This window comes from Mesorhizobium sp. M0052, from assembly GCF_040323255.1.
Taxonomy (GTDB): domain Bacteria; phylum Pseudomonadota; class Alphaproteobacteria; order Rhizobiales; family Rhizobiaceae; genus Mesorhizobium.
The window spans coordinates 113,967-135,782 of the sequence record NZ_JAMYUS010000007.1 but is presented as its reverse complement, the minus strand read 5'-3'; the positions used below and the strand labels follow the sequence as shown (position 1 = coordinate 135,782).

The 21,816-nt window shown below is 65.2% G+C and carries 19 protein-coding genes; 5 read left to right on the top strand and 14 right to left on the bottom strand.

Features of this window, described 5'->3' with window-relative positions; genetic code table 11:
• Nucleotides 1-53 precede the first annotated feature (53 nt).
• The 8 genes from NKJ77_RS11535 to NKJ77_RS11500 all read right to left on the bottom strand — a co-directional run bounded on the left by NKJ77_RS11535 (nt 54) and on the right by NKJ77_RS11500 (nt 8,524).
• Entirely contained in the window at nt 54-929 is an 876-nt protein-coding gene (locus tag NKJ77_RS11535) for an SMP-30/gluconolactonase/LRE family protein (RefSeq protein ID WP_031356096.1), read from the bottom strand.
• A complete protein-coding gene (locus NKJ77_RS11530) occupies nt 929-1,570 on the bottom strand; it encodes a 2-dehydro-3-deoxy-6-phosphogalactonate aldolase (RefSeq protein WP_352535242.1) in 642 nt (213 codons plus the stop codon). The genes NKJ77_RS11535 and NKJ77_RS11530 overlap by 1 nt, the downstream gene beginning before the upstream one ends.
• Nucleotides 1,571-1,592: 22 nt before the next feature.
• Nucleotides 1,593-2,537 carry a 2-dehydro-3-deoxygalactonokinase gene (locus NKJ77_RS11525; protein ID WP_031195696.1) on the bottom strand — a complete coding sequence of 315 codons (945 nt, stop codon included), beginning with the start codon at nt 2,535-2,537 and terminating at the stop codon, nt 1,593-1,595.
• Between the two features lie 5 nt (nt 2,538-2,542).
• The gene (locus NKJ77_RS11520) at nt 2,543-3,310 is read right to left on the bottom strand and encodes an SDR family NAD(P)-dependent oxidoreductase (RefSeq protein WP_352535240.1); all 768 of its coding nucleotides are present in this window, start codon (nt 3,308-3,310) and stop codon (nt 2,543-2,545) included.
• Between the two features lie 169 nt (nt 3,311-3,479).
• Nucleotides 3,480-4,829: a putative bifunctional diguanylate cyclase/phosphodiesterase gene (locus tag NKJ77_RS11515; RefSeq protein WP_352535238.1), complete on the bottom strand. Its 1,350-nt coding sequence runs from the start codon at nt 4,827-4,829 to the stop codon at nt 3,480-3,482.
• A gap of 100 nt (nt 4,830-4,929) precedes the next feature.
• Nucleotides 4,930-6,735, bottom strand: a complete 1,806-nt coding sequence (locus tag NKJ77_RS11510) for a GtrA family protein (protein WP_352535236.1) — start codon at nt 6,733-6,735, stop codon at nt 4,930-4,932.
• Nucleotides 6,736-6,895: 160 nt separating this feature from the next.
• Nucleotides 6,896-7,285, bottom strand: a complete 390-nt coding sequence (locus tag NKJ77_RS11505) for a GtrA family protein (RefSeq protein ID WP_023832239.1) — start codon at nt 7,283-7,285, stop codon at nt 6,896-6,898.
• A gap of 3 nt (nt 7,286-7,288) precedes the next feature.
• Nucleotides 7,289-8,524, bottom strand: coding sequence for a glycosyltransferase family 2 protein (locus NKJ77_RS11500; protein ID WP_023832238.1), 1,236 nt, complete (start codon nt 8,522-8,524; stop codon nt 7,289-7,291).
• 234 nt (nt 8,525-8,758) lie between these two features.
• On the opposite strand from NKJ77_RS11500, the gene gshB reads away from it, so the two are divergent.
• Together gshB and NKJ77_RS11490 are read left to right on the top strand one after the other, a co-directional pair.
• Nucleotides 8,759-9,712 (top strand): glutathione synthase, encoded by a 954-nt coding sequence (gene gshB, locus NKJ77_RS11495; RefSeq protein WP_023832237.1) that lies wholly within the window; start codon nt 8,759-8,761, stop codon nt 9,710-9,712.
• Nucleotides 9,713-9,845: 133 nt separating this feature from the next.
• Entirely contained in the window at nt 9,846-11,378 is a 1,533-nt protein-coding gene (locus NKJ77_RS11490) for a YifB family Mg chelatase-like AAA ATPase (RefSeq protein ID WP_352535233.1), read from the top strand.
• A 208-nt stretch (nt 11,379-11,586) separates the two neighbouring features.
• Here the strand turns inward: NKJ77_RS11490 and NKJ77_RS11485 are convergent, their stop codons facing one another.
• Both NKJ77_RS11485 and NKJ77_RS11480 read right to left on the bottom strand, forming a co-directional pair.
• Nucleotides 11,587-13,758 carry a malate synthase G gene (locus NKJ77_RS11485; RefSeq protein ID WP_023832235.1) on the bottom strand — a complete coding sequence of 724 codons (2,172 nt, stop codon included), beginning with the start codon at nt 13,756-13,758 and terminating at the stop codon, nt 11,587-11,589.
• Between the two features lie 123 nt (nt 13,759-13,881).
• Nucleotides 13,882-15,903, bottom strand: a complete 2,022-nt coding sequence (locus NKJ77_RS11480; RefSeq protein ID WP_023832234.1) for a hydantoinase/oxoprolinase N-terminal domain-containing protein — start codon at nt 15,901-15,903, stop codon at nt 13,882-13,884.
• 195 nt (nt 15,904-16,098) lie between these two features.
• Here NKJ77_RS11480 and NKJ77_RS11475 point away from each other — a divergent pair, with 195 nt between their 5' ends.
• Genes NKJ77_RS11475 through NKJ77_RS11465 form a run of 3 tightly spaced genes read left to right on the top strand, consistent with a single transcriptional unit; the run spans nt 16,099 to nt 18,082 of the window.
• Nucleotides 16,099-17,076, top strand: coding sequence for a threonine ammonia-lyase (locus NKJ77_RS11475; protein ID WP_023832233.1), 978 nt, complete (start codon nt 16,099-16,101; stop codon nt 17,074-17,076).
• 8 nt (nt 17,077-17,084) lie between these two features.
• On the top strand, nt 17,085-17,465 hold the full coding sequence (locus NKJ77_RS11470; RefSeq protein ID WP_023741341.1) for a nuclear transport factor 2 family protein: 381 nt from the start codon (nt 17,085-17,087) through the stop codon (nt 17,463-17,465).
• 17 nt (nt 17,466-17,482) lie between these two features.
• Nucleotides 17,483-18,082: a DNA-3-methyladenine glycosylase gene (locus NKJ77_RS11465; protein ID WP_023832232.1), complete on the top strand. Its 600-nt coding sequence runs from the start codon at nt 17,483-17,485 to the stop codon at nt 18,080-18,082.
• A 4-nt stretch (nt 18,083-18,086) separates the two neighbouring features.
• On the opposite strand, the gene NKJ77_RS11460 is transcribed toward NKJ77_RS11465, so the two are convergent.
• The 4 genes from NKJ77_RS11460 to NKJ77_RS11445 are packed head-to-tail and all read right to left on the bottom strand — an operon-like array spanning nt 18,087 to nt 21,791.
• Complete coding sequence (locus NKJ77_RS11460) at nt 18,087-19,223, bottom strand: ABC transporter permease (protein ID WP_023832231.1); 1,137 nt, start codon at nt 19,221-19,223, stop codon at nt 18,087-18,089.
• Nucleotides 19,220-20,140, bottom strand: coding sequence for an ABC transporter ATP-binding protein (locus tag NKJ77_RS11455; protein WP_023832230.1), 921 nt, complete (start codon nt 20,138-20,140; stop codon nt 19,220-19,222). The genes NKJ77_RS11460 and NKJ77_RS11455 overlap by 4 nt, the downstream gene beginning before the upstream one ends.
• Nucleotides 20,137-21,090: an HlyD family secretion protein gene (locus NKJ77_RS11450; protein WP_023726776.1), complete on the bottom strand. Its 954-nt coding sequence runs from the start codon at nt 21,088-21,090 to the stop codon at nt 20,137-20,139. The genes NKJ77_RS11455 and NKJ77_RS11450 overlap by 4 nt, the downstream gene beginning before the upstream one ends.
• Complete coding sequence (locus tag NKJ77_RS11445) at nt 21,087-21,791, bottom strand: CerR family C-terminal domain-containing protein (RefSeq protein WP_023726775.1); 705 nt, start codon at nt 21,789-21,791, stop codon at nt 21,087-21,089. Before NKJ77_RS11445 ends, NKJ77_RS11450 begins: the two co-directional genes overlap by 4 nt.
• Nucleotides 21,792-21,816: the final 25 nt, after the last annotated feature.

The window sequence follows — 21,816 nt, the reverse complement described above, 5'->3', positions numbered from 1 at the left end:
TCGGCTTGCGCGAAATCGACCCGCGCCCGACGCCTGCACGACAACCGGTACGCTCAGGCGATCAGCACGCGCGGCTCGAAGCGGCCGTTGACGGGGATGTCGAGCAGGAAGGTCATGCCGGCCTGTGGGTCAAGCTTGCGCTGCTTGTCGTCCTTGCCTTTCCAGGCCGAGGTCACCGCCAGCCGATCGGCCTTGGCGCCGACAAAGGCCGGGCACGAGGACTGCCCCGCCGGCACGGCAATTTCGCGCAACAATGTGCCATCTGGCGAATAGGCCTTGACCGCCTTGCCGCCCCAGACGGCGTTCCACAGCACGCCGTCGCGATCAACGACCGAGCCGTCGACAAAGCCCTTGGACGAGCGATGGTCGACGAACACTTTCGACTCGCCGATCGGCAGGCCCGTCGCCGGATCGCAGGCGACGCGCATCAACAGGCCGGTCGAGGTATCGGTGTAGTAGGCGATCGTTCCATCCTGCGAGAAACAGATCGAGTTCGACACGGTGATGCCGGTGTAAAGCGTGCGCAGCTCGCCCTTGAAGAACCAGTAGATGGAGCCGGCGCCCTTCTCCTCACCCTTGCCCATCGTGCCGACCCAGAAGGCGCCACAAGGGTGGACGCGCGAATCGTTGGAGCGGGTCAGCGCATTGTCGGCCTCGATGGGCGTATGCAGCGTCAGCTTGCCGGTCGAGACGTCGCGGACATGCAGGCCAGTCTCGGTGGCGATGAGCTGGCGATTGTCATCGACAATGGCGATGGCGCTGGCCATCTGGCCGAGTTCATGGACTTTCCGCGCGCCGGACGTGACACCCTGCTCCAGCAGCAGGCCGTTGACAATGTCGAACCAGAACAGCGTATCGGTGGCGGGATCGTAGCTCGGCCCCTCGCCGAGCTCGCAGACATGGTCCGAGAAAACCGAAACGTTTTCCATCATGCCGCTCCGCCGAAGGCCGCATCCCAGGCCGTCACCGCCGCCCGGGCGCGCGAGGCCACCTCGTCGACGCTCATGCCGGGTTTGAACAGGCTGGAGCCAAGACCGAAAGCGGTCACCCCAGCGGCTTTGTAGCCGGCAAAGTCTTTCTCGGAAACGCCGCCGACGGCGCCGACCACGGTATCGGCCGGCAGCACGGCCCGCATCGCCGAAATGCCGCTGGGCCCGAGCACGCTTGCCGGGAAGAATTTGAGCGCCGAAGCCCCAAGCCTAATCGCCTGAAAAGCTTCGGTGGGGGTGAACACGCCTGGCATCGTCACCATGCCATGGTGCATGGCGCGGGCCATGACGTCGGCATCGATGTTGGGGCTGACCAGCAAGCGCCCGCCGGCCTTGGCCAAGGTGTCGACATCGGCTGAAGTCAGCACCGTGCCGGCGCCGACCAGCGCTGTCTTGGGCAATGCGGTGACAATGCTGGCGATCGATGAAAACGGTTCCGGCGAATTGAGCGGCACCTCGATGGCTTCGATGCCGGCGTCAAACAGCGCCTGGCCGATGGCAACCGCCTCGCTGGGTTTGAGGCCGCGCAGAATGGCGACAAGACCACGATTGAGCTTCGGGAAGGGTGCGGTCTGGGTCACGCTATCACTCCACTCTGGTGAGTCATTTGGCGATCATGCCATTTTCTCGCGCCGCCTCGATAAGGCCGGCACGCACCGCCTCGTCGGCGTCGACCGTCCTGACGGCAAGCGCTGCAAGGTCGAGCGCCTGGCGGTAGAGGGCTGCTAGCGACCCCGAGGCGACCAGCACAATTGCGGTGGTGCTTTCGCCATAGCGGCGGCCTGCCGAGGCGATCTCGCCGCCGATCAGCAGGCCGGACAAACAAGCGGCGGCATCGTCGGCCTTGAGGTCCTGCAGCAGGCCGGCGGCGCGGATCGAGAACAGCCGCGAGGTGACATCGCCGCCCTCGGCCAAAGCCTTGCGGCACCATTCCCGGAACAACGGATTGTCCGGAATGACCGGCTTCGGGCTCTCGCCCAGCGAATGGCGCAGGATCGAGTGAGTGGCCAGCACCGAAAACAGCTCTCCGGTCGGCCAGGTGCAGAAGCCGTCGACCGCGCCGTCTTCAACCAGAACCCACTTCGAATGGGTGCCGGGCATGCAGACGAGATGGCGACCTTTTGCCGGCAAACCGGCGCCGGCAAGCTGGGTTTCCTCGCCGCGCATTACGTCCGGCGCATCTTCCAGGCGCTGCGCCAGGCCAGGCACGATGCGGATGTCGCGGCTCTGGCCGGGAATGCAGGCGGCCCCCGCGAGGATGGCACTGAGCGGCGCCGGCACGGTGACGTAAGGCGCTTCCAGCCAACCCTGGCGCGAGCCGGCCATGCCGCAGATGATGACCGGCAGTGTGTCAGGTGCGCCGAGCGCCGCCAGATGGCCCTCGAGGATGATCGAAAAGCCTTTTTGCTGCGCGGTGATCAACCCATCATCGCCGCGACGCTCGGCAAGCACCCCGCCCGCCTCGTCGACCAGCCAGACCCGCATGCGGGTCGTGCCCCAGTCGACGGCGGCGACTGCCGGCGTGCCTTTTGCCGGATTTTGATTCACCGGGCTCACAGGAAACCCCCGTCGACGATCAACATCTGCGCCGTCAGCATACGTGAGGCGTCGGAGGCCAGGAACAGCACTGTGCCGACGATGTCGTCGGGCTGCATGACCTGCTTGATGCATTGCTTGGCGACATGGGCGGCGAGCCTCTCCTCGGTGACCCAGAGTTCCCGCTGCCGCTCGGTGATCACCCAGCCCGGCGCAATCGCATTGACGCGGATGCCGTCGACCCCAAGCTTGCCCGCGAGAGCTTTGGTGAGGCCGAGTATGCCGGCCTTGGCGGCGGTGTAGGCCGGCATATCGGGGTGGTTGATGAGATAGGAGGTTGAGGTGAAGTTGATGATCGACCCGCCGCCGGCCCGCTTCATGCCCGGCGCGACCGCCTGTGCGGTGAAGAAATGCGGGCGCAGATTGACGGCGAGATTGTTGTCCCAGAACTCGACGGTAACGTCGGCGACCTCGTGGCGTTCGTCCCAGGCGGCATTGTTGACCAGCACGGTGACGTCGCCATGCGCCTCAGCCGCTTTGGCGGCCGAAGCGCGCAACGCCTCGACGTCACGCAAATCGGTCTTGAGGTAGAGCGGTCGCCGGCCAAGTTCTTTTTCGACGCGGTCGGCAAGCAGCGTGCTTAGGCCATCGGCGATGTCGATGAAGGCGACATGGGCGCCCTGGCGAACGAAGCCCTCGGTCAGTGCCGCACCAATTCCGGAACCGCCGCCGGTGATCAGCACCGAGGCTCCCCTGAGGTCGGCAAAATCGGCCGATGGCATCATATTTTTCTCTCCCGATCCGGTCGGCGCGCATCCTATCCAGCCAAGTCCGGGGAGCAAGGGCGAAAACGGCGATTTGTTTGGCTTATGTCAGACAAAAGGACGCAAGATGGCGGCCACAGTCGATCTTGGCTCGCACCGCTGACTTGCTCGACGCAGGCAAGACCGCCGGTCAGACTGCCTTGGCGTAGAGGGCGCCGCGATAGGAATCGCGGAGGTAGCCGAGCGTGGCGTCGGCGTCGATCGGTTTGCCGAAGAGATAGCCCTGGCCGCCGGCGCAGCCGAACTGGACGAGGCGGTCGGCCTGCGCCTCCTCCTCGATGCCTTCGGCGACGACATCCATGCCGAGCCCTTCGCACATGGCCAGAATGGCGCGGATGATGTGTTCCGACGGGCGGTCGTCGAGGATCGAGGAGACGAAGGCGCGGTCGATCTTGAGCTTGTCGAAATGGAATTCGCGCAAGCGGCCGAGCGAGGACTGGCCGGTGCCGAAATCGTCGAGCGAGACTCGGATGCCGACGCGACGCAGGTCCTCGACGATCTTCTCGGCCGAGGCCGGATCGTTCATCAGGCCGGTTTCGGTGATCTCGATCTCCAGCCGTCGCGGATCGAAGCCGGTGCGGTCGAGGATCGACAATATGTGCAGGCCGGTGTTCTGGTCGACGAGTTGCGAGGGCGACAGGTTGAAGGACAGGAACAGGTCCTTCGGCCAGCTGCGCGCCGCTTCGGTCGCCTTGCGCAGCACCAGCTGCGATAGCGGGCCGATGATGCCGCGCTCTTCGGCGATCGGGATGAACACGGTCGGCGGCACCACGCCGAGGTCGCGATCGGTCCAGCGCGCCAGCGTCTCGAAGCCGATGGTGCGGCGGGTGGTCAAATCGACGATGGGCTGGAAATGCGGTTCGACCTCACCGGCCGAGACGGCACGGCGCAGCGCCTGTTCGATGCGGGTGACGCGCTTGGCCGCCTCTTCCATTTCGCGGGTGTAGACGACGACCCGGCCACGGCCCGAACGCTTGGCGTGGTAGAGCGCCGTTTCGGCCTTGTTGACGAGGATTTCCGTGGTTTCGTCGCCGGAATAAAAGAGCGAGCAGCCGACCGAGGCCGAAAGCCTGGCGGTGCGTTCGCCGACATCGTAGGGCGCCGACAGGATTTCGATCATCATGCGCGACTTCTCGGCCGCCGCTTCCTCCGAGAACACCATCGGATACAGGAAGGCGAATTCGTCGGCGCCGATGCGGCAAACGGTGGAGTGGCTGTCCATCGAAGCGCGCAGCCGCATTGCCACCTGGATCAATATGTCGTCGCCGGCCTTGTGGCCGAACAGATCGTTGATCGGCTTGAAGCCGTCGAGGTCGAGAATGCCGACCGTGAACGGCGCGGGATCGTCCGCACGGTCGCTGATCAGGCGATCGACCTTGTCGAAGAAGCGGCGATGGTTGCCAAGCCCGGTCAGCGCATCGGTGAACGCCAGATCCGAGTTTTCCCTGCTTGCCTGCCCGGTGCCAAACGTCGTTTGCATCGGTATCCCTGTTTGTGACGCCCGAAATTTAGGCTGAGACTGGCAGCAAAGCGTTTAGGAAGCGTATCGCGAAATCGATTTTTCGCTGGCGAATGATGCTTTAGCGGACGCGGTAGAGTTCGATCGGGTCTCCGCGCGTTTCGGCCACCGGTTCGAGCCAATCGGGGACGCTTCCCTGCATCAGCCCGGCCAGGAAGCCTTGCGGCGCCTTGGCGGCGAGCACCTTGCTTTCGGCGCTGCCGCGGCACAGCGCCACCAGGCCGACGTGATGAGCCGCTGCGATCGTCCCCGCCTGGTCCGCCGATCCGAGGAAGGCATCGAGCGCAAGCAGATCGCCGGCGATGTTGCGATGATAGGGGCCGGCAAAGACGCGGTGCCCGGAATATGCAAGGATGGGCGAGCCGAGATTGGAAATGGCAAGCACCGTGGTGTCCGGCAGCCGGGCCAACGCCGCGAAGGAGGCCTTGCGCTCGCAGGACGGATCGCTGTCGGTGTCCTGTGCCTCGACCGAGACCTTGCTGGCCTCGAATACGTTCGACGTCGCGGCGGCAGCGCCGGCCCAGACGGCATTCACCGACACCAGCCAGACCGCCGCCATGCGCAGCGATACGCTGCGCGCAGGGCTGATCCTCGCCCGTTCGCGCCAGCTTGCGATCCAGGCCGACAGCGGGATGACGGCAAAGGCGATCGAGAATGTCGAGCCGCGGACCTGCCAGGCGCTGACGATGAAGGCGCCGACCAGCAAGGCGCCGACGAGGATGTCCTGGCGGCGCCATGGTCCGCGCAGGCGAAGCGCCATCAGCGCGATCGCCACCAGCGGCGTGACATAGCGCGCCGCCAGCGACGCCGGCTCATTGACGGCAATACTGAACAGCGACTGCGCCTCGTCGATGTGATCGAGCCACAATTCCTTGAGGCGCGGATCGAGGTTTGCGTAGGGAGCCGCAAGGCATTGCGGAAACAGCGCCACGATGACGACGCCCAGCCCAAGCGCGAGCAGGCTAAGCGAGATCAGTCGGCGGCTGGCCGTGCCATTGGACACCGTGAGCGACGTCAAGGCGGCAAGGCCCAGTCCGGCGATTGCCGCCACCACGAACTGCACAGCCGAGAAGGCATCGCACTGCGGCTGGCCCATGGCCGATGGCGGGATGGTGGTGACGAAGACGAGGGCTGAAACCCCGGCAAAGCCGAGACCGAAATCCCTGGCGATCCGGCGTTCGCCGCCGGGATCGACGACGAACAGCAAGGCGATGCAGGCGCCGATGGTGGCGACATAGGGCGCGGTTTCCATGCCGACGGCCAGCGTCAGGGCCGCACACAGCCCGGAAATCAGCGCCGCCCAGCGACGCGCCGGCGCCTCGAGCAGCAGGCTGAGGCTGGCCATGGTCAGCGTCAGCTGGACATTGTGATGATCGAGCGCACCCGGCAAGAAAATGCCGATGAAATGCAGCGCCGCCGCGCCGATGACGATAGCGGGCAGCACGGCGCCGACGCCGGCGAAGCTGCGTGCCGCACGGGCTAAAAAAAACACCGCCAGGCAAAACAGCAGCGACGGCCACAGCACCTGTGCGATCGCTTCGGCCATGGCCATGCTGCCGGTCAGCGCCGAGGCGGCGAGGATGATGGCGGCGAGCGGTGCGTCGACCAGCCGCGACCAGTGTATGACGAAACCGCCTTCCGGCCCCATCCTGTACTGATGCAGGTCGAACCAGCCCTGGCCGGCCAGCATGTCGCGAACCTCGACCAGCCGCAGCAGGCTGTCATTGTCGCCGCCGGCATTGCTCAATTCGCGAAAACCGGAGAAGGCGTTGATCGCAAGGGCAAGCAGCGTCGCCACCAGTGCCAGCAACAGGTCCGCTCGCCAGGAGGTGCGCGCCTCGGCAGGCATGGTATCGGCAGCGATCATGGACGGGGCTTTCGGCCTGTGGTTCGACGGCGCAGCATAGCGCCGTCACTTCAACAAAGCGTAAAGCCGAAGGCAAATACGCTGGCTCCCGGTTGAACCGGCATCATGCGATGTTGCATGGTGTTCACTCAATATCGGGACCACTTTTGAGCGACATGCATTAGTCCCGCGCGGGAAACACCCACAGCGACGACACGATGTAACTCACCGTGCTGGTCGCAATCGTCATCACCACCGACATGGCGAAGGGCGAAAGGCCGAACTGCGCCACCGCCACATGCGACACCAGGCCCGAAAACGCCGCGCATCCGGCTTGCAGCGCGAGATAGCGCGGCATGGCGTGCGCATGATCGTGCTGGCCGCCAAACGTCCAGCCGCGCTGCGCCGAATAGGCGACGCTGACGGCACCCGCATAGGCGATGACGCTGCCGGTGAAGGGCGAGAGGCCCGACGACACCAGCAGCCACGACAGCACCAGCAAGAGCAAAGCGGCGCCGACGCCGACCGTCAGGAAGCGGAACAGGCGCGTCTGGACGAACGCAGGCGCCATCACTCAGGCCTGGTTGCGCGCAACCGGCGCGTCGGAGCGGCCGGATTTCATCCGCTTGACCGGTATTTCGAGCACGCCGAGCAGGAACGCCGAAAAGAAGGCCTGGAAGGAAATGACGATCAGGCTGAGCCCAAGCACGACGATGCGCGGTATTTCGGAATCGTCGAGCGGACCGAAGCCAAGATGCGCCCAGCGCGCCACGGCATAGAAGAAGAACAGCGCGCCGCCGGCAAAGCAGATGCCGGCATTGGCGGCGAGACGATCGGTGCTGATCGTTCTGGCCAGCCAGCCGGAACGGCGGCTTGGCGGCAGGATGCCGGTTATCTCGGCATAGTAACGCGAAATGGCACCGAAGGTCAGGAGCTGGACACCGGTGACGATCATGAAACAGGCGGCTACGAAGGTGTTGAGGTCGAGCGACAGATTGTTGATCACGCGCAACGGCCCGAACACCAGCAGCGCCGCAAACAGCGCGCCGATACCGCACAGCACCGTGCCGGGGATGAAGAACATCCAGCGCGGATTGTAGACGAGCAGGAACTTCAGATGCCGCCAACCGTCGCGCCAAGTCCTGAGATGCGGCGGGCGGCTGCGGCCGTCGGGCTTGAGCGTGGTCGGCACTTCCTCAATGCGCAGGCCGGCTAGCGCGCCGCGCACCACCATCTCCGAGGCGAACTCCATGCCGGTCGTCTGCAGGTCGAGCTGGCGGATGCTTTCGGCATTGAAGCCGCGCAGGCCGCAGTGGAAATCGCCTGTCTTGATGCGGAAGAACAGCCGGCCGACGAAGCTCAGCACCGGATTCCCGAGATAGCGGTGCAGCGGCGGCATGGCGCCGGGTTCTATGCCGCCCTGGAAGCGGTTGCCCATGACCAAGTCGGCGCCGTCGCGCAGCCGCGCGACAAAGGCTTCCAGCGCGCTGAAATCGTAACTGTCGTCGGCATCGCCCATGATGATGAAGTGGCCCTTGGCGGCCGCGATGCCGCCAAGCAGCGCCGCGCCATACCCTTTCTGCGGCACCGGCACGACACGGGCTCCGATCGCGGTGACAATGTCCTGCGACCCGTCGGTGCTGCCATTGTCGGCGATCAGCACCTCGCCGGAGATGCCAGCCTTGTCTAGAAAGGCCCTCGCCTTGCCGATGCAGACGGCCAGCGTCTCGGCCTCGTTGAGGCATGGCATCAGGATGGTGAGTTCGAGCTCTTTGACCGAAGCGGCGCGGATGGCTGTGACGGCGTTCATGGTCGTTGTTCCATCGAGGACGTTTTTGGCGGCGTCCAATCCGGGTTGAATTCGGCGACTACCCTTGCACGGCAAGGCTTAAGAAAACGATGACGCGCAGCCTCGCCTTGTCTCCAACAGGGTCGGCGCTGTCACGGCTTTGCTTCTGCCGATCCCGGAATCTCGCGATTGGCAGAAGCGCGGCGAGGCTGTACAGGCAATGGCTGTTGCCGATCGACCCGCGGAGACCAGAAGATGCCCCTGAAGATCGCCGTCCAGATGGACCATGTCTCCACCGTCTCGATTGCCGGCGACACGTCCTTTGCGCTGTCGCTGGAGGCGCAGCGGCGCGGCCATCAATTGTTCCACTACACGCCCGACCGGCTGTCGATGCTGGGCGGCAAGGTGTTTGCCCGCATCGAAGAGATGAAGCTCCGCGACGAGAAGGGCAATCATTATACGCTGGGCGACAAGGTGCGCACCGACCTGTCGGAGATGGATGTGATCCTGCTGCGCCAGGATCCGCCCTTCGACATGAATTACATCACCACCACGCACATTCTGGAGCGCATTCACCCGAAGACACTGGTCGTCAACGACCCGGCCTGGGTGCGCAACAGCCCGGAAAAGATCTTCGTCACCGAATTCCCCGACCTGATGCCCGAAACGCTGATCACCAAGGATCCCCAGGAGGTCGCGGCCTTCCGCAAGGAATTCGGCGACATCATCGTCAAGCCGCTCTACGGCAATGGCGGCGCCGGCATTTTCCATCTCAAGGAGGGCGACCGCAACCTCGCCTCGCTGCTCGAAATGTTCGCCCAGCTGTCACGCGAGCCCTATATCGTCCAGCGCTATCTCAAGGATGTGCGCAAGGGCGACAAGCGCATCATCCTGATCGACGGCGAGGCGGTCGGCGCCATCAACCGGGTACCGGCCGACCACGATTCGCGCTCCAACATGCATGTCGGCGGCCGCGCCGAAAAAACCGAACTGACGGAACGCGAACGCGAAATCTGCGCCCGCATCGGCCCATCGCTGAAAGAGCGCGGCTTCATCCTGGTCGGCATCGACGTGATCGGCGACTACATGACCGAGATCAACGTTACCTCGCCGACCGGCGTGCGCGAAGTGCAACGCTTCGGCGGCGCCGATATTGCAAGCCTGTTCTGGGACGCGGTAGAGGAAAAGCGGGGGGTAGGCTCGGCATAGGGAGCATCGCGATTGTGTGTGTGTTCCTGTAATGTTCTTGCCTTGGCCTAAAATCTATGGTTGTCTTGTCCTGACGTCGCTCGCGGTCTGAACCACGAGGCCGAGGCGAGCCGATATCCGGGGGCAGAGCAAGATGGTGGCGCGCGTTCGCACGGTTGCTTTCCAGGGCATCGAGGCCGTACCGGTCGATGTCCAGGTGATGATCGCGCCGGGCAAGGTCGGCATGCAGATCGTCGGGCTGGCCGACAAGGCGGTGGCCGAAAGCCGCGAGCGCGTGCAGGCGGCGCTGCACGCTTCGGGCCTGTCGATGCCGTCGAAGAAGGTGACGGTCAATCTGGCGCCTGCCGACCTGCCCAAGGAAGGGAGCCATTACGATCTGCCGATCGCGCTCGGCCTGATGGCAGCACTCGGCGCCATTCCGGGCGATATGCTGGCGTCCTATGTCGTGCTGGGCGAATTGTCGCTCGACGGCACCATTGCCACGGTCGCCGGTGCGCTGCCGGCGGCGATCGGCGCCAATGCCGAGGGAAAAGGCCTGATCTGCCCGTTCGGCTGCGGGCCGGAAGCGGCCTGGGCGGGCAAGGATTTCGACATATTGGCGCCGCGCAGCCTGATTGCCATCGCCAATCATTTTCGCGGCACGCAGGTGCTGTCGCGGCCCGAGCCCGGCATCCATGTCTCGGCCCGCGACCTGCCCGACCTTTCCGACATCAAGGGCCAGGAAAGCGCCAAGCGGGCGCTGGAAGTGGCGGCGGCCGGTGGCCACAATCTGTTGATGGTCGGGCCTCCCGGCTCGGGAAAATCGATGCTGGCGCAGAGGCTGCCTTCAATTCTGCCACCACTGGCGCCCAAGGAACTTCTTGAAGTCTCGATGATCGCCTCGGTGGCCGGCGAGCTCGGCGAAGGCAAGCTCACCGACCGGCGGCCGTTCCGCGCCCCGCACCATTCGGCTTCGATGGCGGCAATGGTCGGCGGCGGCATCAGGGCGCGGCCGGGCGAAGTATCGCTTGCCCACACCGGCGTGCTGTTCCTCGACGAGTTTCCCGAATTCACGCCGCAGACCTTGGATGCGCTGCGCCAGCCGCTGGAGACCGGCGACTGCATGATAGCGCGCGCCAACCACCGCGTCACCTATCCAGCGCGCATCCAGCTGGTAGCGGCGATGAACCCGTGCCGTTGCGGCATGGCCGGCGAGCCCGGCTATCGCTGCCTGCGCGGTGAACGCTGCCGCACCGACTACCAGGCGCGCATCTCAGGCCCGCTGCTCGACCGCATCGACCTCAGGATCGAGGTACCGGCTGTCTCGGCCGCCGACCTGATCCGGCCCGACCGGGCGGAGAAGAGCGCGGCGGTCGCCCAGCGCGTGGCGCGCGCCCGCACCATCCAGCGCGAGCGGTTCGAGCGGCTGGGCGTCACCAGCGCCACCACCAACGCCCATTGCTCGCCTTCTGTTATCGAGGACATCGCCGCGCCGGACGCAGCCGGCCTGTCGCTGCTTAAAGATGCCAGCGAGAAACTCGGCTTTTCTGCGCGCGCCTATCACCGCGTGCTTAAAGTGGCGCGCACACTGGCCGACCTCGACGCCAGCGAAACCGTCGGCCGCATTCACCTGGCCGAGGCGATTTCCTACCGCATGATGTCGGAGCGGGTGGCGCAGGCGGCTTAACCCTCCCCCCTTGAGGGGAAGGTGACCGCGAAGCGGCCGGGTGGGGTCGCCGAAGAATGCTCGATCTTTTTTTTGAAGCCGAGCCGAGAAAGGGCCTCTGCGATGACATTGCTTGTAGTGTCGTCCGAAGGGAGTCGCCGCACTTCACGCAGGACCCCACCCGGCCCTTCGGGCCACCCTCCCCTCAAGGGGGAGGGAAACGCAGGCGCTAATTCGCCCGCGCTTTCGCCTTCAGCTCCAGCCGCCGCCTGTGCAGCACCGGCTCCGTGTAGCCGTTCGGCTGCTCGCGGCCCTTGAACACCAGATCGCAGGCGGCCTGGAAGGCGATTGAAGCGTCGAAGTCGGCGGCCATCGGGCGGTAGAGCGGGTCGCCGACATTTTGGAGGTCGACGATCGCTGCCATGCGCCGCAGCGAATCCATCACCTGAATTTCGGAGCAGACCTTGTGGTGCAGCCAGTTGGCGATGTGCTGCGAGGAGATGCGCAGCGTGGCGCGGTCTTCCATCAGGCCGACATCGTTGATGTCGGGCACTTTCGAGCAGCCGACGCCCTGGTCGATCCAGCGCACGACATAGCCGAGAATGCCTTGCGCATTGTTGTCGAGCTCGCGCTGGATCTCGTCGGGGGTCCAGTTCGGCCGCACCGCCACCGGCACCGACAATATATCATCGAGCTTCGCCTTCGGCCGGCTCTTGAGCGCCGCCTGGACGGCATGGACATCGACCTTGTGATAGTGCGTGGCGTGCAACGTCGCCGCCGTCGGCGACGGCACCCAGGCGGTGTTGGCGCCGGCCTTGGGATGCTCGATCTTCTGTTCCAGCATCGCCGCCATCAGATCGGGCATCGCCCACATGCCCTTGCCGATCTGGGCATGGCCGGCCAGCCCGCATTCGAGCCCGGCGTCGACATTCCACGCCTCGTAGGCGGAAATCCAGGCGGCCTGCTTCATGTCGCCCTTGCGGATCATCGGGCCGGCTTCCATCGAGGTGTGGATCTCGTCCCCGGTGCGGTCGAGGAAGCCGGTGTTGATGAACACGACGCGTTCCTTGGCGGCGCGGATCGCCTCCTTGAGGTTGACGGTGGTGCGCCGCTCCTCGTCCATGATGCCCATCTTGATGGTGTTTGCCGCCATACCGAGCAGCGCTTCGACGCGGTCGAAAATCTCGACTGCGAAGGCGACTTCCTCCGGCCCATGCATCTTCGGCTTCACCACATACATCGAGCCCGCGCGGGAATTCATCCGACGCCCGTTGGCGCCGACATCGTGCAGCGCGATCAGCGCCGTCATCGCCGCATCCAAGATGCCTTCCGGCACCTCGTTGCCATCGCGGTCGAGGATGGCCGGATTGGTCATGAGGTGACCGACGTTTCGCACCAGCATCAGCGAGCGGCCAGGCAAGCTCAGCGCGCCACCACTGGGCGCGGTCCAGGCGCGGTCCGGATTGAGCTTGCGCGTGAAGGTTTTGCCGCCCTTGCTGATTTCCTCCGCCAGATCGCCCTTCATCAGGCCGAGCCAGTTGCGGTAGACGATGACCTTGTCCTCGGCATCCACCGCCGCGACCGAATCCTCGCAGTCCTGGATGGTGGTCAGCGCCGATTCCAGGATCACGTCGGCAATGCCGGCCGGGTCGGTGCGGCCGATCTGGTTGGTGCGGTCGATGAGGATCTCGATGTGCAGGCCGTTCTGGACCAGCAGGATGGCTTCCGGGTTGGCGCCGTCGCCGCGGTAGCCGGCAAATTGTTTCGGGTTGGCCAGTGTGGTGCCGCCGGCGCCGGCGCCGAGCCGCAAGGTGCCACCCGAAACCGTCAGCCCGTTCACGCCGGCCCATTTGCCCGAGGTGAGCGGCACGGACTCGTCCAGAAAACTCTTCGCCCAGGCAACCACCTTGGCGCCGCGCACGGGGTTGAAGCTTTTACCCTTCTCGGCGCCACCGGTCTCGGCAATGGCGTCGGTGCCGTAGAGCGCATCGTAGAGCGAGCCCCAGCGGGCATTGGCGGCGTTGATCGCATAACGCGCATTCATCACCGGCACCACCAGCTGCGGCCCGGCAACGGTGGCGATCTCGGGGTCGACATTGTCGGTCGACACGGAAAAGGCCGGCCCTTCGGGCACGAGATAGCCGATCTCACGCAAGAAGCTTTTGTAGGTCTCCATATCGATGGGCGCGCCATTGGCGCGGTACCAGGCGTCGATCTCTTCCTGCATAGCGTCGCGTTTGGCCAACAGCGCCCGGTTCTTCGGCGCGAGATCATGGACGATGGACGAAAAGCCGTTCCAGAAGGCGTCGGCGGCAATACCGGTACCCGGCAGCGCTTCGCCGACAAAGTCATGCAGTTCGCGGGCAATCCGCAATCCGGCGATCTCGACGCGATCGGTCATCAGGGCTTCTCCAGATGAAAGGCTTTGCGGCCTTTGGCATGTCAGGGGTGAAGGGTCAATTCAGCTTAGGGTGAAGCCGGGGATTTTGAAGCTGCTGATCTCCCCCCTCGTGGGGAGATTACCCTAAACCGCGATCCTCGGCCGACCCGATGCAACCGCCACCACATGCGCTTCGATAAACATCCGTTGGGCCTCAACCGTAGACACCTTGAACTCGGTCGAAACGTCGATCTCGGCATTATCCGTGCCGGCATCCTTCGCGCGCGCGGCTACGATCGCCCGCACATCAGCCTCCGCTGCCGCGATCGCCTTGGCCTCGTCGGTGAAGTCGCGCACCGTTTGCCCCGACGCGACCCGGAACAAACCTTCCTTGGGCTGGCTGACGCGGGCTTCGGCCGAGACGCGGACCTGGCCGACGACGGCGCCGAGCGCGTTGGCGACGTCGGTATCCTCCGGCACCACGCACTCATTACCGACCAGCTCGGCCAAGCCGGCATAGTGCAGCGGCGCCGAGGCGCCGAGGCCAATGACCGGACGATCGAGCGCGACGCTGAGCCTTGCGATGCCGGGATGGGAATCGACGGCGCGCTGCACCAGCGCGTGCGCGACGGTGGCGGCGCCATCCAGCCCATCCTCGGCAAAGGCTGTCTCCAGAATGTATTCGGCCGACCAGCGCGTGAGCGTCAGCAGCACCCGTTCGGAAATCACCTCTGGAGACGGCGCGATGTTCTGGCCTCGCCCATCACGCTTGCGGGCAAACAGTTCGGCGCCGAGCCGGGCCGCAAGCGGGTCCCAGTTGGCCTGCTTGCCGAGCACATGGGCGGCGTCCGAGGGGGTGAAGCCCGAGATATGCACAAGACCGCGCGAGACCAGCCGGTTCAGCGTGGCGTTCTGGGCGTTCGAGGTGAGCAGCCTGTCGATGGCGAGCGGCACGGCACCAATCAGTTCATACAGTTTCGCCTCGGGCGCGGTCAGGCCGGCGGCGAGCCTGTCCGGCACGCCGGTGCGCAACGCAAAGCGGCTGTCCATGCGGCCGGGGTTGGGCGCCCTGAGCTGGCGCTCGAGCTCCGATGTCACTGAAGCACCATGCATCATGCCGGCCAGCGCCAGCGGCACCAGGCGGCGCGGCCCGAGCAGGATTTTCGGGTTGAGCGCGCCATCTTCCAGCGCCACTTCGGAATCGCCGCCGAGGCCGAAGGTGCGCATGGCGACCGCCTCGACCATGGTGCGGAAGCCGCCGACAGTGGCGCCTTCGGGATCGAGCCGAGGACGGCCGCCGTCGAGCACGGCGACATCGGTGGTGGTGCCGCCAATGTCGGACACCATGGCGTTGTCCAGGCCCGTCATGTGGCGGGCGCCGACCAGGCTGGCGGCCGGGCCGGAGAGGATGGTCTCGATCGGCCGCTGGCGGGCAAACGCCGCCGAAACCAGCGCGCCATCGCCGCGCACCACCATCAGGGGCGCTGCGATGTTGCGGGCTTCCAAAAATCCTTCGGTTGCCGCCACCAGCCGGTCGATCATCGAGATCAGCCTGGCGTTGAGCAAGGTGGTGAGCGCGCGACGCGGACCGCCGAGCTTGGCCGACAATTCATGGCTGGCGGTCACCGGCAGGCCGGTCTTTTCGCGGATGAGGTCGCGCGCGGCGAGTTCATGCGCCGGGTTGCGGGTGGCGAAATAGGCGCACACGGCAAAGCCCGACACCGAGGCGCCGAGTTCAGGGAGTGCTGCTTCCAGCCCCGACAGATCGAGCTTGGCCGCATTGCCGTGCACGTCATGGCCGCCCGGACAAAACACCACCGGATCGGTGCCGAGCGCCGTCTTCAGCCCGTCGCGCGCAAGGTCGGCCCCGGTAAAGCCGATCATGATGAGCGCCACACGCCCACCCTGGCCCTCGACCAGCGCATTGGTGGCGAGCGTCGTCGACATCGACACGAGTTTGATCGCGGCCGGATCGGTGGCCGATTTTCCCAGCACCGCATCGACCGCGCCGGAAATGCCGACGGCAAGATCGTGCCGCGTGGTCAGCGCCTTGGCCTTGGCCAGCACCTTGCCTTTTGGCCCGCCTTGTTCCGACCACAGCACGGCATCGGTATAGGTGCCACCGGTGTCGATACCGAGAAACAGGGGTTTTGGCTTGGCGGTCATGTCTGGCGGTCCGGGATTCTGCTCCCCCGCCCTTAGCCGATACGGCCCGGCTGATAAAGGCGGGAGAGGTGGGCCAGTTTGACCCTCGTCGCCGCTCATGCCCGCCAAACTTTGTAACGGTCACATTTTTTCATTGGTGCGTGGCCTGCCTTTGCGTGCACCATGCGCCGATCTCATCCCTTTCAGGACTTCGCCATGACCACGCTTCCCGGCATCGCCGACATCCATGCCGCCGCCGCGCGGCTCTCCGGCCTGATCGCCGAAACGACCTTGATCGAATCGCTGGAACTCAACAAACGCTTCGGCGGCCGCATCCTGTTCAAGCCGGAGACGCTGCAGCGCACCGGCTCGTTCAAGTTCCGCGGCGCCTACAACAAACTGTCTTCGCTGAGCGAAGAAGAGCGCAGCCGCGGCGTCGTCGCCTTCTCCTCCGGCAACCATGCTCAGGGCGTCGCCGCGGCGGCTGCCATGTTCGGCGTCAAGGCGGTCATTGCCATGCCGGCCGACGCGCCGGCGATGAAGATCGCCAATGTCCGCAAGATGGGCGCCGAAGTGGTGCCGTTCGACCGCTTTCGCGACGACCGCATGACGGTGGTGCGACCCTACATGGACAAGGGCATGGTGCTGGTGCCTCCTTTCGACGATCCGACCATCATCGCCGGCCAGGGCACGATCGGTCTCGAACTGATGCGCCAGGCAAAAGCGCTCGGCGTCAGCCTCGATGCGGTCGTCATTCCCTGTGGAGGCGGCGGCCTGACGAGCGGCATTTCGATCGCCGTCAAGGATGCCTCGCCGGCCACAGCAGTCTGGGCCGTTGAGCCCGAGCATTTCGACGACACCCGCCGCTCGCTGATCGAGGGAAAAAGGGTCTCCAACGAGCCTGGCCACAGCTCGATCTGCGATGCCATCCTCACCGCAGAGCCCGGTGCCATCACCTTCGAGATCAACCGCAAGAACCTCGCCGGCGCCATCGCCGTCTCCGACAAGGCGGCCGCACAGGCGGTGCGCGACGCCATGGCCCATCTCAAGCTGGTGGTCGAACCCGGCGGCTGCGTGGCGCTGGCGGCGCTCTCGTCAGGCGAGATCGAACTGTCGGGCAAATGCGTCGCCGTCGTGCTGTCAGGCGGCAATGTCGATTTCACCACCTATGCCGAGATCATGGCTGCGGCCTGAGAACCGATATGGCAGACGCTGAGATAAGGGCGGCTCTCGATCGCCATTGGGCTGCCTCCGATGCCAATGATTTCGAGACGGAGCATCAGATTTATCGCGATGACGCGGTGCTTGACTATCCGCAGTCAGGCGAGCGCATCAGCGGACGGCACAACATCCAGCCGTCGCGCGCCGCCCAGCCCAACCGGAAGCGCTTTGCCGTGCGGCGGATCACCGGGTCAGGCGACCTCTGGATCACCGAGTATGTCCTGACCTATGACGGGATTCCGTCCTATACGGTGAGCATCATGGAGTTCGTCGATGGCAAGGTGGTTCGCGAGACCCAGTATTTCGGCGATCCGTTCGAGCCGGGGCAGTCGCGCGCGCAATGGGTCGAACGGATACCTTGAAACACGGCGGCGGTAGCATGACCAGCCACCATCCGCTCGATCGTGCCGAACTGCCTGATGATACGGCCGATCTCGCCCGCTATCTCATCGGCAAGCTCGTGGTGCGGGAATTGCCGGAAGGCATCGTCGGCGGCCGTATCGTCGAGACCGAGGCCTATGTCACCGGCGACGCCGCCGGTCACGGCTATCGCGGGATGACGCCGCGCAACCGTTCGATGTTTCTTGACGCCGGGCACGCCTATGTCTATCTCGCCTATGGCGTCTCCTGGATGCTCAATGTTTCGAGCGAGGGGCCAGGGACCGGCACCGGTGTGCTGATCCGGGCGCTCGAACCGCTCGAAGGCATCGCCATCATGCGGCAGAACCGGGGCGTGGAGCGCCTGCGCGACGTGGCGCGCGGGCCGGGACGGCTCGCACAGGCATTGCGGATCGACCGTTCGCTGGACGGCCTCGATCTGTGCCGCCAAGGCTCGCTATGGCTGGCAGCCGACGGGCATCAGGCCGGCGACATCGGCCAAGGCATCCGCATCGGCATCACGAAGGATGCGGACCGCCCGCTGCGGTTCTATGTCAGGGGCAGTCCGTTCGTCAGCGGTCCGCGGTCGCTCAATTCCTGAACGCTCAGTCGAGCGTGCGCCTGAACCGCACCAATGCGACGCCGGCAAACAAGGCCACGAACCCGACCAGCCAGGCGATCTCGCTCGCAACCGCCGGCAGTTCAGCGCCCTTCAGCATCACCGCGCGGGTAATGCGCAAAAAATGCGTCAGCGGGAAAATCTCGCCGAAGGTCTGCGCCCAGCCCGGCATGCCGCGATAGGGGAACATGAAGCCGGACAGCAGGATCGACGGCAGGAAGAAGAAGAAGGTCAGCTGCAGCGCCTGCATCTGCGTGCGGGCGATGGTCGAGATGGTGTAGCCAAGCAGCACCAGCGCCAGCACGAACACCAGCACGGCGGTAAGCAGCAGCGACATCGAGCCGGTGAAAGGAATGGCGAACAGAAGCTTGGACGCCGCCAGCACCACCACCACCTGGACGCCACCGACCACCAGATAGGGCAGCACCTTGCCCAGCATGATCTCGAACGGGCTGGAGGGCATGGCGAGCAGGTTTTCCATCGTGCCGCGCTCGGTCTCGCGGGTCAGCGCGATCGAGGTCATCATCACCAGGGTCATCTGCAGGATGACGCCGAGCAGGCCGGGCACGATGTTGTATTGCGAGATGCCTTCCGGATTGTAGCGCTGGTGCACCACCACATCGAGCTGGCCCCTGGCGGCCTCACTCGCCGCCTCCTGCATGCCTTGCGCCCGAAGCAGCGCCTGGCTGGCCACTTTGCTTAGCGTCGAGATGGCGCCGCTGGCGGCGGCCGGGTCGGTGGCGTCGGCCTCGATGAGTATCTGCGGATTGTCGCCGCGCTCGACCCGGCGGCCGAAATCGGCCGGGATGGTGACGACGAAGGCGACATCGCCGCGCGCCATCAGGAATTCGGCAGCCTCGGCACTTTGCGCAACATGGTCGAAGCGGTAGTAGCCGGTCGTCTGCAGGGCCGCGACAATGGCGCGGGTGTAGGGGTCGTTGCTGGTCGCCACCAGTGCGGCAGGCAGGCTTTTGGGATCGTTGTTGATGGCGTAGCCGAACAGCACCAGCTGCAAAAGCGGCACGCCCAGCATCATGGCGAAGGTGATGCGGTCGCGCCGCATCTGGATGAATTCCTTGATCAGCAGCGCACCTAGCCTGGCGAAGGAGAAGACGCTGTTCATGCCATATTGTCCTTCGAGCCGGACATGAACTGGATGAAGACGTCCTCAAGGCTGGTCTCGCCGGGTTTTACGCTGACACCCTTGTGCTCCTTCTCGACATCGGCGAGCGCCTTTTCGAGCTTTGCCTTGTCGGAGCCGACGACATGCAGCGTCGCGCCGAACGGCGCCACCTGGTCGACGCCGGGCCGGTCCCTGAGTGCATCGGCGACCTGGTCGAGGCGCGGTCCCTGCAGCACGAAGGTGGTCAGACCGGCATTCGTCACCACCTCGTCCACCGTGCCGGTGGCCAGCATCTTGCCGTAGGAGATGTAGCTGATGCGGTGGCAGCGCTCGGCCTCGTCCATGTAATGGGTGGAGACCAGCACGGTCAGACCGCCGCTCGCCAGCCGGTGGATCTCGTCCCAGAATTCGCGCCGCGCCTTCGGATCGACGCCGGCGGTCGGCTCGTCGAGCAGCAGCAGCTTCGGCTTGTGCATGATGCAGGCGGCCAGTGCCAGCCGCTGCTTCCAGCCGCCCGACAGCGTGCCGGCGAGCTGGTTGCGGCGGCTCGTGAGGCCAAGCTCTTCCAGCGTTTTCGACACATGCTCCTCGACCGGCTTCAGTCGGTAGAGCCGCGCCACGAATTCGAGATTCTCGCCGATCGTCAAATCCTCGTAGAACGAGAATTTCTGCGTCATGTAGCCGACTTCGCGCTTGATGAGGAGCGACTCGGTGCGGATGTTGAAACCCAGCACCGTACCTTCGCCCTCGTCGGGCGTCAGCAGGCCGCACATGATGCGGATGGTCGTCGTCTTGCCGGACCCGTTGGGCCCGAGAAAGCCGACGATCTCGCCCTCGGCCACCGTCATCGTCACATGGTCGACGACAGTCTTGTCGCCGAAACGCTTGACCAGGCCATGAACGTCGATGGCGTTCATTTTGCGGAGGCCGCCAGCTCGACATCGACGATCTGTCCCGGCTGCAGCGCTTGCGCCTTGCCCTGAGGCCGCGCCTCGACGAGGTAGACCAGCTTCTGCCGGTTCTCGAGCGAGTAGATCACCGGCGGGGTGAATTCCGGGTCGGGCGAGACATAGCTGACGCGCGCCTTCACCTCCGGCCCGCAGCCGTCGCAATGGACGACAAGCAGCGTGCCGACCTTGATCGACGAGAACGCACTTTCCGGGACATAGACGCTGAGCTTTACCGCACCGTCCGGCAACATCGAAATGACAGGCGCGGTCGGACCGGCGGTGTCGCCGGGATTGCGGATGACGTCATTGATGCGGCCGGGCGAGGGTGCCGCCAGCACGCGCTTCGATAGCCGCCACTCAGCCTGTTCCAACGCCGACTGCGCCTGTTTGACCTGATTGTCTGCCGCCTTGATCGTTTCGGGACGCGCAGGCAGACCGCCGACGGCGAGGTTGGCCTGCGCCTGGCCGACCTGCGCATTGGCGGTCTCCAGCGTCGCGGCGGCGGTGTCGTAGTCGGCCTGCGTGCCGGCACCGCGCTTGAACAGGTCGGCGGCGCGGTCGTATTTGCGCTTGGCATCCGTGGCCTGGGCCTTGGCCATGTCGACCTCGGCCTTCAGCACCGCGATCTCCTCCGGCCGCTTGCCGATCTGCAGGTCGGCCAGCTGCGCCTGCGCCTGGGCGAGCGCGGCCTCTGCCTGGGCGACGGCGATTTTTGCGTCGGCGCTTTCGAGAGTCACCACCGGCGTGCCTGATACAACACGGTCGCCGCGCTTGACCGCGACGGTCTCGACCTGCGCCACTTCGATTGGCGCCAGCAAGACATAGTCGCCCTCGACATAGCCGACGGCAAGCGGCGCTGCCGGCGCGCAGGCGCCGAACAGCTGGGCTGCGAGCGGCAGGGAACAGAGAAAACTCATCGCTTGCCCTCCTTGCGGGCGACCGGATTTCGGGCCGCCAGTATGGCGCCAAGATTGCTTGTGACCGCCGCCGCCACCTTGGCGGCTTCGGTGTTACCGATCTCGCGCCAGCCCATACGACGCATCACTGCTTCGCGGCCGATGCGGAAATAGATGACCTGGCCGATCAGCGTGAAGACCACGAGCTTGGTGGCCTCGCTTTCGGCCGGCTCGCCCGTCGCCTGTTCCCAGATCTGGCAGAGGCGGCGATGCGTCGGTTCGAACACCCCGTCATAGATGCGGTCGAGGGCGGCCGTCGGATGCGACAACTCTCTAAGTACGAATTGTACGATCTCGCCCGCCTCCGGCCTGGCGACGACAAATCCTACCATCCGCTCCAATGCGGTCGAGAGTTGCGCCCGCGCCGTCTCTGAACTGGCTTGACCTTGCAGCTGCATGCCGCCGAGCGCCTGGCCGGCAACCGCCTGGATGGTCTCAACGATGTGGTCGGCGGCGGCCCCGCGCAGCCCTTCCTTGCCGCCGAAATGATAGGCGATGGAGCCGATGTTGGCCTTCGCCTCCGCCGCGATCTCGCGCGTCGAGGTGCCGTCGAAGCCCTGCCGCCCGAACAGTTTGAGCGCGGCCAGCACCAGTGCGGCGCGCGTCTGCTCGGCGGGCGATGTCTCCTGGCGGGGCATTTTGTCGGGCGCGGATTTGATCATGTCGGCGTGTTTAATCAATCGATTG